We start from the raw sequence: 9,934 nt of genomic DNA, 5'->3' as shown, positions 1-9,934 counted from the left end.
TAAATATGAAAAAATTTATCGTTACACTTTTATTATCGATTTTTTTATTAGCAGATGAGATATATTTCATGCCCTACGAATCAAAAAAAGCCCTTTTAAATATATTAAAATCTATTGATCTTGCAAAAAACAAAATAGATATAGCCATATTTAGTTTTACGAACAAAACAATTGCAAAAAGATTGAAAAACGCGGCAAAAAGGGGAGTTAAGATAAGGGTTCTATTTGACGAAAACAGCGATAAAACAAATAAATATTCGATTATTGGATATTTAGCTAAATATAAAAATATAGATCTTTACTCATTAAAGGGGAAAAAATATAAAAAAAGAAGCGGTTTTGGTAAAATGCATATAAAACTTATGATAATCGATAGTAAAAAGATTATATTGGGTTCTGCTAACTATTCATATTCTGCATTTTATAAAAATTATGAGGTTCTTTTTTTTAAAAACGATTATAAGATCGCCAAAAAGTGCGAGATCTATTTTGAGAGGATGTTAAAAGAGGCAAAAGAGTATTGAGGGCTATTTTATCCTTTTTAATTTTCTATCCTCAAGACGATAGACCTTTTTGCATCTTTTTGCAAGATCCAAATCGTGTGTTACCAAAAAAAGGGCTCCATTTTTGGTATCTATATATTCAAAAACCTTTCCCATAACTTCGTTTGCCGTTTTTTTGTCAAGATTGCCCGTTGGTTCATCGGCAAAAATTATTTTTGGTTTTTTTGTAAGGACTCTTGCTATTGAGACTCTTTGTTGCTCTCCTCCGCTAAGTTCTGTAACTTTTTTGTTTATCACTTTTTTGATATTAAACTTTTCTATAAGCTTTTCATCTACCTCTTTTTTTGCTAAAAGTGAAGCGACCATTATATTTTCATAGGCGCTAAATCCTTTGAAAAGATAGTGAGATTGAAAAATTATTCCGATTTTTTCTCTTCTTATTTTTAAGATCTCTTTTGGATTTAATAGGTAAATATTTTTATCAAATAAAAAAACTTCACCGCCTACAGGTTTTAAAAGGGTAGATAAAATGTGCAAAAGAGTGGATTTTCCGCTACCGCTAACGCCAACTATCGCAACGGAGTCTTTTTCAAAAAGTTCCAAATTTATATCGTCAAAAAGGGGATAATCAAAAGAGTGTGAAATGTTTTTAGCTTTTAAGAGGGGTAAAGAGAGGCTGAAGGACAAAGGGTTTTTATTTTTTTCTTCCGCCTTCAACCATCTACCTTTTATCTTATTTCATTTGCGCCGCAACTTCTGATGCGAAATCCTCTTGTTTTTTTTCTATACCTTCTCCAAGTTCATATCTTACAAACTCAACGATTTTCGCCGTTCCGCCAGCGGCTTTTGCGGCCTCATCAAGAATCTGTTTAACGCTTTTTTTATCGTCTTTAACAAATTTTTGTCCAAGAAGGGTGTTTTCTTCGATAAATTTTTTGATTTTTCCGGGGATGATTTTTTCTATGATATTAGCAGGTTTACCCTCTTTTTCAAGTTGAGCTCTTGCTATCTCTTTTTCTTTTTCAAGAACCTCTTTTGGTATTGCGTTTTCATCAAGATACTTTGGATTCATCGCGGCAATATGCATAGCTATATCTTTTAAAAGATCTTTTATATTTTGGCATACTTCATCTTTATCGCAAACTGCAGCGACGATAACGCCGATTTTGCCGCCCATATGAACATAACCGTTTACTATGCCGCCTTCTCCTACGCATATTTTGTCAAATCTTCTAACTAAGATATTTTCACCGATTTTTGCTATTTGAGCTTTCATAAACTCTTCAAATTTTACGCCGTCAATTTCAGTTTGAAGTAGATCTTCTACAGTGTCCACTTCGCTTATATGGATATGTTTTGTAGCTTTTTTAACAAGCTCTTTAAAGTTGTCGTTTTGAGCAACAAAGTCGGTTTCAGAGTTGATTTCGCTGATAGTCGCACATTTGAAATCATCGCTTATCTCAACCGTTATCGCACCCTCGCTTGCTACTCTATCGGCTTTTTTTGCCGCTTTTGCCATACCTTTTTTTCTTAAAATATCAACTGCTTTATCAAAATCACCTTCAGCCTCTATTAGAGCCTTTTTGCAGTCCATCATACCTGCACCGGTCATAGTTCTTAATTTTTTAACGTCAGCGGCTTTGATCTCCATTATTTTTCCTCCTCTTCGCTTTCTTGAGCGGCTGCTTCTTTAGCCTCTTCAATAGTCTCTTGAATCTCTTCTTGAGTTACTTCTTCGCTCTCTTGAGCCTCTTCTTCCATCTCTTGAGCTCTTAACTCTTTTCCTTCAATGATAGCTTCTGCGATCTCTTTACAAAATAGTTGAATACTTCTAATAGCATCATCATTTCCGGGAATCGGATAGTCTATGACGTCTGGATCGCAGTTTGTATCCAATGGAGCGACAACGGGGATGCCAAGCTTATTTGCTTCTTTTACCGCGATATGCTCTCTAACGGCATCTACTACAAACAGCATATCCGGTAATTTTTTCATATCTCTAATACCGCCAAGGAAGTTTTCAAGTTTCTCTTTTCTTCTTTTTAGCATTAGAGCCTCTTTTTTTGTTAGAAGGTCCATTTGACCGCTTTTTTCCATCTCTTCTATAACTTCAAGTTTTCTAATGGATTTTTTAATCGTATTGAAGTTTGTAAGGGTTCCCCCTAGCCATCTTGAGTTTACGTAAGGCATTTCGCACTTTTTAGCATACTCTTCTATAGCGTTTTGCGCCTGTTTTTTCGTTCCTACAAACAAAATAGTTTGACCCTCTTTTGCCGCGTCTCTAACTATGTTGTATGTGTATCTAAAAAATCTTAAAGTCTTTTGCAGATCGATAATATGTATATTTTTCCTAACTCCAAAGATATAAGGTTTCATCTTTGGATTCCATCTTCTTGTTTGGTGTCCAAAATGCACACCGCACTCTAGTAGATCTTTCATCGTAACCATAATTTGCTCCTTGTTTGATATAGGTTTGTGCCTCCGCAGTCATCAACGGCATTAGCCGCAACCCTTCAAGGATTACTGCGTGTGTAATAAAAGGCTCGGAGATTTTACTAAAAATTGGCTTAATTTTAGCTTTTTTTAAATTTTATAAGAAGATATTTTCTTTCTTATCAAATAAAAATTTTTCCTCAAAAGCGGGCACAAGATCGTCAATCCACATAGCCTTTTTATCAAACTTCGCAAAAAATGGAATATCCACAAGATCTGGATCTTTTGCCTGTATCATACTAAGCACGAAAACTTTTTGATCATTAATCTTACTAACCCCGTTTACGCAAATTTTTCCGGGAGTTGCCGACATGCTGGGACCTCTAACGGTTCTTGCTATGCCGCTAACTTTGGAGTAGGCTTTTTTAAATATCTTCCACGCCTCATACAAACTTACACCAAAATAGTGTTGTGCCCCGGTATCTCTTGCGATAAACATATAATATGGGATCATATTCATCTCAACCTGCATCTGCCACATTTTACTCCAAACCGAGCTTGAGTCGTTTATATGCTTTAAAATTGGAGATTGGGTTCTAATAACAGCTCCGGTTTGCAAAATATTTTTTACCGCCTCTTTCACCTCATCGCTCTGTAACTCTTTGTAGTGGTTGAAATGGGCCATAAAAGCAAGATGAAGTCCGGACTCTTTTATCTCTTTAAATAGATCTAAAAGATCTTTTGCATCGCTATCTGTAGTAAATCTATAGGGCCAAAATCCCAAAGTCTTGGTTCCAAACCTTATGGTTTTGATATGAGGGATCTTAGCCTTTAATATAGGCTCGATATATCCTCTTAAAAGCTTTGTGCTCATAATAAGGGGATCGCCGCCGGTAAATATGATATCGGTAATTTCCGGATGTTTTTTAATATATTTTATTAAAAGTTCAACCTCTTTTGAGGCAAATTTTAGATCCTCCATCCCTACAAATTGAGGCCATCTAAAGCAAAAAGAGCAGTATGCGTGGCAAGTTTGTCCCTGTTTTGGAAAAAACAAAATCGTCTCTTTATATTTATGTTGAGAGCCTTCAAGTTTTTTCCCCTCAATCTCTGGAACGTTTGCTAGTTGATTTGCGGGATGTGGATTTAGAGTCAATCTAATAGCTTCTACCAAAGTCTTTAATTTATCTTTTTTATTCTGCTTTAGATATGATTTAACCCTTTCAAAATCCCCCTCAAAAAGCATATCTTTATGGGGAAAAGTTAGTCTAAATATGGGATCGTTTTTATAATTTTCCCAATCTATTAATTTCTCTATTACGTAACTATTTACTTTAAAAGGAAAAACCTGAGCTACAACTTCAATCTCTTCTATCTCCTCTTTTGATAGATACTTTTGAATCTGAGCTATTTTTTTAAAACTTTTTACATTGTAGCTTCTATACTCCAACTTTTATACTCCTTTTAACTCTTTTAATTTCTCTTTTACTTTTTGAACATGCCCTTTTACTCTAACTTTTGGCCAAATATAAGCTATTTTTCCTTCGGGATCTATTAAAAAGGTGGATCTAATAACCCCTTCATACTCTTTGCCATACATCTTTTTCTTTCCCCAAGCGCCATACTCTTTTAAAACTTTTTTCTCCTCGTCGCATAAAAGAGTTATTTTTAAATCCTTTTTTTCGATAAATTTTCTATGGCTTTCGCAGCTATCGGGACTCACTCCTAAAATAACGGCATCAAGCTCTTCAAAATCTTTTAAATAGTTTGTAAAATCGCAAGCTTCGGTAGTACATCCTGGAGTGTTATCTTTTGGATAAAAATATAAAACTATCCATTTCCCGATCAAATCTTTTAAACATATTTCAACCTCGTCTTGATTTTTTAAACAAAAATTAGGAGCCTTTTGACCAACCTCAACCATTAGTTGTCCTTTCTACTCTTTTTTTCCTCTATTCCGCTTTTATTAAATCTACTTTTTAGCTCTTTTCTTATAAGTTCGGGAGAAATCCCTTTATAGGCCAAAGCCACCAAAACATGATATACAAGATCGGCACACTCATATATTATCTCATCTTTATTATCGTCTTTTATAGCAAAACAAAACTCGCCCGATTCTTCTATAACTTTTTTTAATATGGTATTTTCCCCTTTGCTAAAAAGTTTCGCCGTCCAAGAAATTTGCGGGCTTGCATCCTTTTTTTCCAAAATAGTATGATACAAAGTGTCAATAACGCTCTCATACATTTTTTGAGGCTCTATAATTGGCTGGGAAGCAATTTTTTGCTCGGTGATATCTTTATAAAAACAGCTCTTTCTTCCGGTATGGCACGCTGGGCCGCTTTGTTTTACTTTTAGAAGCAAAGTATCGCTATCGCAATCTAAAAATATCTCTTTTACCTCTTGAATGTTCTGGCTTGTTTCACCCTTTTTCCAAAGCTTTTGCCTACTCCTTGAATAATAGTGTGCATAACCGGTGGATAAGGTCTTTTCAAAAGCCTCTTTATTCATATATGCCAGCATTAAAACCTCATCTGTTTCTATATCTTGAACAACAACCGGAATAAGAGGATTTTTATCCCAATCTATATCAAATCTCATCTATTTTCCTAACTATTTTTTATAAATGGAACTCTCTATTTTTTTATCTTTGGTATCTATCCAGATATTTGGCACCGCACCTCCCGGTGTTAGAAAAATTTTTGCGTCTTTGTTGGCTTTTAAAGCTTCGTTGAATTTTCCTTGAACCTCAATCTGTCTTAGTTTTAACAACTCAGGAGTTATGCTTTTTGCGATCTCGATATTTGCCTGAGCTTTGGCTTTTGCCTCTATCATAATCCTCTCTGCTTCACCTTGAGCTCTTATCTTTTTCGCTTCAGCCTCTCCTTTTGCAAGGGCGGCTCTTTTTTCGGCTTCCTGTCTAGCCCTTTCAACTTCATATTTTACCCGCTCGGCCTCTTGCTTTGCTATCTGAACTCTTTCTATCTGCTCTTTTATCTTTGGAGGCAAAGATATCTCTCTCAATTGAACCGCAACCAGCTCAACAGGTTTGTTTGGAAGGGTGCTTATCTTTTCTCTTATTTGAGACTCTATCAATTTTGCAATTTCGTTTCTTTTTATAGGAAGCTCTTCTGCTTTGTATCTTCCAACAACGTTTCTTACAACCTCTCTAACAACCGCGTTGATAATCTTCTCTTCCCAAGCAAGCCCCCATGTGGCAATAGTTTGTGGAGCTCCCATAGGATTTAATTTGTATTGAACTGTCAAATCTATAGAAACGGGTAATCCTCTCGCATCCAAAACTTCAATAGCAGGTTTTTCTATAATCCCGGCATTTACGTTTCCAAAAGCGGTATCTCTTTCGGCTTTATAATTAATAATCCTAACCTTTGTATCGACTTTTATAATTTTTTGAATACCCGGAATATAAAAATGAATTCCAGGCTCTAATGGGATAGGATCATACTTTCCAGCCGTAACTTTTATACCCACTTCCCCAGAGTTTATAATCTCGTATGGCTTAGCTATGATTATAAGTATAATAATTACTATTATTACATACAAATAGGTGGCTTTTTTCCCAAAATCCTTCATAAAATCGGGCATATTTGAGCCCTCGTCGTCTCTTTTCTTTTTAAAATAATCATTTAAATCAGCAGGCATTAACTCTCCTTCTTATATATATGTAAGCATATATTCAAAATCTTTATCTCTACCGTATACCACGTCAAAATAGGCGCTTTGAAGCTCTTTTGTTATCTCTCCCCTTTTGCCATCTCCTATTATCCTTGCATCTACCTCTTTAATCGGAGTGACTTCGGCTGCGGTTCCGGTAAAAAAAGCTTCATCGCAAATATACACTTCATCTCTTGTAATTCTTCTTCTCTCAATTTTTATACCTTTTTTTTCAGCTATTTTTAATATCGTATCTTGAGTTATTGATTCAAGAGAATTATCATTTGGCGGAGTGATCAAAACGCCGTCTCTTACTATAAAAAAGCACTCTCCGCTTCCTTCGGCGATAAACCCCTCTTCATCCAATAAAAGAGCCTCCTCGTATCCGGCTTCCAAAGCTTCAAATTTTGCCATTTGGCTGTTTAAATAGTTTGCAACGGCTTTTGCTTTGCCCATAGTAGATTTTACGCTATTTCTGGTAAAGGAGCTTATTTTTACCCTTATACCGTTTTTTAGTCCTTCATCTCCCAAATAGCTTCCCCACTCCCAAGCGGCAATCGCAACATTAACCGGAGCCTTTACATGATATAATCCCATTATCCCATATCCAAGATATATCAAAGGTCTAATATATACGTTTGATTTAAAATCGTTTTTTCTTAAAAGCTCAATCTGCGCATTTTCTAACTCTTCCAAAGAGTATGGTGAGTTTATAACCGTGATTTTTGCGGAATTTAACAATCTTTTAGTATGATCTCTTAGTCTAAATATGGCTAAACCTTTTTCTGTTTTATAGGCTCTGGTTCCTTCAAAAACTCCGTTTCCGTAATGAAGAGTATGTGTTAATATATGGACCTTTGCATCATCCCAATTAACAAATTCTCCATCCATCCAGATATATTTAGCTTTATTCATAAAAATACTCCATATTTTTTAAAATTTTTATAAAAATGTGCCCAAGTTTATCAAAATATTGTTTAATTTATAATTGAATAAAATGGGAAATATGAAATAGGAATTGGGCATTGGGAATTTGGAATTGAGCCCTCTTAACATCTTATCTCCTTACCGCCTTACCACCTTATCCCCTTACCTCCTTATCCCCTTACCCCCTTCTCCCTTCAGCCTTCAACCTTTCACCTAACCACTTAACCACTCAACCATTTTAACCAAAATCAGCCATTTTTCACCTCTCAAAAAACTTCGCATCTTTATAAAGCTCTTTTAATTTTCTCACAAAAACTCCCGATCCTTTATCATCTATCAAATTATAATCTCTATCATAGATTTTTGCGCTACATAAAGCACAACTTGGAGATTTTGACTTTAAATAAAAGATATTTATATCTTTATAGACTTCAAAAAACCTTTTTGCTTCATTTTCCAAAAGGTTTGTATAATTTTTGTTACTCTCACTTCCTATGGCAAAGATCTTCTTGTCTATTAAAAACAGATCTATACTCTCCCTTGGACTTCCCAATATGTTGACCTCGGGACAAAAAGGGACAATATCGTAACATTTTAAACTTTTTAACAGCTCCTCATCCCTTTTATTTCTCCCGTCATATCTACAATTTAACCCTAAAAGGCACGCACTTATCGCTACCATCATAAAATAACAACCGATTTAATTTCGGTAAACTCCTCTATGGCAAACTTTGGCCCCTCTCTTCCAATACCGGATAATTTAACTCCCCCGTAAGGTTGAATATCAAATCTAAGTGTCGGTATATCGTTTATTACCACCCCTCCGGCTTCCGCATCATCTATAAATCTTGTGGATAGTTTTAAATCGTTTGTAAATATGGAAAACTGAAGACCATATGGAGAATTATTCATCATTTTTATAGCCTCTTCATAGCTTTTTACTTTTACTAAGCTAACAATTGGAGCAAAAACTTCTTCGCAAACGATTTTCATATCTTCTGTTACATCAGCTAAAATTGCTGGATAAAAATATTTCCCTTCCCTTTTTGGAGGCAGTATTGCCCTTGCTCCCTCTTTTATAGCACTTTGAACCCATTTTTGGGCTCTAATAGCAGCATCCTCGTTTATCAAAGGTCCCATAAAAGTATCAGGCTCATATGGATCACCTACTTTTAATCTGTGAGTATCTTCGGCAAGTTTTTTAGCAAACTCTTCATAAACATCTTCATGCACGTAAATTCTTTGTAAACTTATACAAACCTGTCCACTATTTACGAAGGCTCCAACGGCGCATCTACTTGCCGCAAGCTCTAAATCGGCGCTTTTATCGATATATGTTGCCGCATTTCCGCCAAGTTCTAAAGATATCTTTTTAATTCCGGCGTTTTTTGTTATTATCTTTCCAACTTGAACACTTCCGGTAAAACTTATCTTTCTTGGAATATCACTTCTAACAAGAGCACCGCCAACCTCAGCATCCCCATATACTACACTTAACATATCCGGTATAGCATAAGGGCTTTCTATAAAAGTTTTTGCCAACAAATATCCGGTATAGGGAGCTTCTGGAGTAGGTTTAAAAACTACGGCGTTCCCAGCAGCAAGGGCTGGACCTAACTTGTGGGCGGCCAAATTTAGCGGAAAATTAAAAGGCGTTATCGCAACCACTACTCCTAAAGGAACTCTTTTATAAAAAGATATGGCACTTCTGCCGCTTGGCATGGCGTCTGTGTTTATTGTTTCGCCGCATAGATTTATAGCCGCATCGGCACTAAGTCTCAAAGTCTCAATACATCTATCCACTTCAACTCTGCTAAAACTGATGGGTTTTGCTACCTCTTTTGTGATAGATAGGGCAAACTCCTCTTTATTTTCTTCAATTTTTTTCGCAACATCAAGTATCCACTCTACTCTTTTAGATAGTGTAAACTCTTTTGATTTTTCAAAGGCTTCTTTTGCGATATTTAACGCTTTTATTGCGTCATTTTCGTCACATTTTGGATATATCGATACAACTTTATCGTTAAAGGGACTTTTTATCTCTTTTTTTTCATCTTTTGTCGCAATAGTTGAGCCAAAATATATTTTTGCTTCTTGCATAAAAGCTCCTTTTGTTTTACTTAGCATTATTATATTTTAACCAATTTAGCTAAAATTAACCAACAACTTAACTACCCAGCTACTCAACCACTTAACCATTTTAACCAATTTGGACATTAGACATTAGACATTAGACATTGGACATTGGACATTGGACATTGGATATTGGTAAATGGGAATTGGGAATTAGGCATTTGGAATTTGGAATTGGGAATTGGGAATTGAGTCCTCTTAACATCTTATCTCCTTACCCCCTTACCTCCTTACCCCCTTACGCCCTTCTCCCTTCTCCCTTC

General features: G+C 35.5%; 11 protein-coding genes. 1 reads left to right on the top strand and 10 read right to left on the bottom strand.

Annotation, left to right across the window (positions count from 1 at the left end; all coding sequences use genetic code 11):
- Window positions 1-524 (top strand): phospholipase D-like domain-containing protein (locus AC30RD_RS03680; protein WP_489492892.1); only part of this gene is annotated, 524 nt, incomplete at its 5' end.
- A 3-nt stretch (window positions 525-527) separates the two neighbouring features.
- Here the strand turns inward: AC30RD_RS03680 and AC30RD_RS03675 are convergent.
- The 10 genes from AC30RD_RS03675 to AC30RD_RS03630 form a co-directional block, all read right to left on the bottom strand.
- A complete protein-coding gene (locus AC30RD_RS03675; protein ID WP_489492890.1) occupies window positions 528-1,220 on the bottom strand; it encodes an ABC transporter ATP-binding protein in 693 nt (230 codons plus the stop codon).
- Between the two features lie 16 nt (window positions 1,221-1,236).
- Window positions 1,237-2,154, bottom strand: coding sequence for a translation elongation factor Ts (gene tsf, locus AC30RD_RS03670; protein ID WP_489492889.1), 918 nt, complete (start codon window positions 2,152-2,154; stop codon window positions 1,237-1,239).
- Window positions 2,154-2,951: a 30S ribosomal protein S2 gene (gene rpsB / locus AC30RD_RS03665; protein ID WP_489492888.1), complete on the bottom strand. Its 798-nt coding sequence runs from the start codon at window positions 2,949-2,951 to the stop codon at window positions 2,154-2,156. The genes tsf and rpsB overlap by 1 nt, the downstream gene beginning before the upstream one ends.
- A gap of 142 nt (window positions 2,952-3,093) precedes the next feature.
- On the bottom strand, window positions 3,094-4,386 hold the full coding sequence (locus AC30RD_RS03660; RefSeq protein WP_489492887.1) for a KamA family radical SAM protein: 1,293 nt from the start codon (window positions 4,384-4,386) through the stop codon (window positions 3,094-3,096).
- A gap of 3 nt (window positions 4,387-4,389) precedes the next feature.
- Window positions 4,390-4,860 (bottom strand): thioredoxin-dependent thiol peroxidase, encoded by a 471-nt coding sequence (bcp, locus tag AC30RD_RS03655; protein ID WP_489492885.1) that lies wholly within the window; start codon window positions 4,858-4,860, stop codon window positions 4,390-4,392.
- Window positions 4,860-5,537, bottom strand: a complete 678-nt coding sequence (gene hisIE / locus AC30RD_RS03650; protein WP_489492884.1) for a bifunctional phosphoribosyl-AMP cyclohydrolase/phosphoribosyl-ATP diphosphatase HisIE — start codon at window positions 5,535-5,537, stop codon at window positions 4,860-4,862. Before hisIE ends, bcp begins: the two co-directional genes overlap by 1 nt.
- 12 nt (window positions 5,538-5,549) lie before the next feature.
- Window positions 5,550-6,599 (bottom strand): prohibitin family protein, encoded by a 1,050-nt coding sequence (locus AC30RD_RS03645; protein ID WP_489492883.1) that lies wholly within the window; start codon window positions 6,597-6,599, stop codon window positions 5,550-5,552.
- Window positions 6,600-6,611: 12 nt separating this feature from the next.
- Entirely contained in the window at window positions 6,612-7,526 is a 915-nt protein-coding gene (gene ilvE, locus AC30RD_RS03640) for a branched-chain-amino-acid transaminase (protein WP_489492882.1), read from the bottom strand.
- Window positions 7,527-7,797: 271 nt separating this feature from the next.
- A complete protein-coding gene (locus AC30RD_RS03635) occupies window positions 7,798-8,223 on the bottom strand; it encodes a 2-thiouracil desulfurase family protein (RefSeq protein ID WP_489492880.1) in 426 nt (141 codons plus the stop codon).
- On the bottom strand, window positions 8,220-9,638 hold the full coding sequence (locus AC30RD_RS03630) for an aldehyde dehydrogenase family protein (RefSeq protein ID WP_489492879.1): 1,419 nt from the start codon (window positions 9,636-9,638) through the stop codon (window positions 8,220-8,222). Before AC30RD_RS03630 ends, AC30RD_RS03635 begins: the two co-directional genes overlap by 4 nt.
- Window positions 9,639-9,934 lie beyond the last annotated feature (296 nt).

Source organism: Nitrosophilus sp., from assembly GCF_982775275.1.
This window is presented reverse-complemented; position numbering and strand designations above follow the sequence as displayed.

Bases quoted from the DNA above. Each gene is read 5' to 3' on its own strand.
- AC30RD_RS03645 (WP_489492883.1), bottom strand. From the start codon at position 6,599: ATGCCTGCTGATTTAAATGATTATTTTAAAAAGAAAAGAGACGACGAG.
- tsf (WP_489492889.1), bottom strand. From the start codon at position 2,154: ATGGAGATCAAAGCCGCTGACGTTAAAAAATTAAGAACTATGACCGGT.
- rpsB (WP_489492888.1), bottom strand. From the start codon at position 2,951: ATGGTTACGATGAAAGATCTACTAGAGTGCGGTGTGCATTTTGGACAC.
- AC30RD_RS03635 (WP_489492880.1), bottom strand. From the start codon at position 8,223: ATGATGGTAGCGATAAGTGCGTGCCTTTTAGGGTTAAATTGTAGATAT.
- AC30RD_RS03630 (WP_489492879.1), bottom strand. From the start codon at position 9,638: ATGCAAGAAGCAAAAATATATTTTGGCTCAACTATTGCGACAAAAGAT.
- bcp (WP_489492885.1), bottom strand. From the start codon at position 4,860: ATGGTTGAGGTTGGTCAAAAGGCTCCTAATTTTTGTTTAAAAAATCAA.
- ilvE (WP_489492882.1), bottom strand. From the start codon at position 7,526: ATGAATAAAGCTAAATATATCTGGATGGATGGAGAATTTGTTAATTGG.
- hisIE (WP_489492884.1), bottom strand. From the start codon at position 5,537: ATGAGATTTGATATAGATTGGGATAAAAATCCTCTTATTCCGGTTGTT.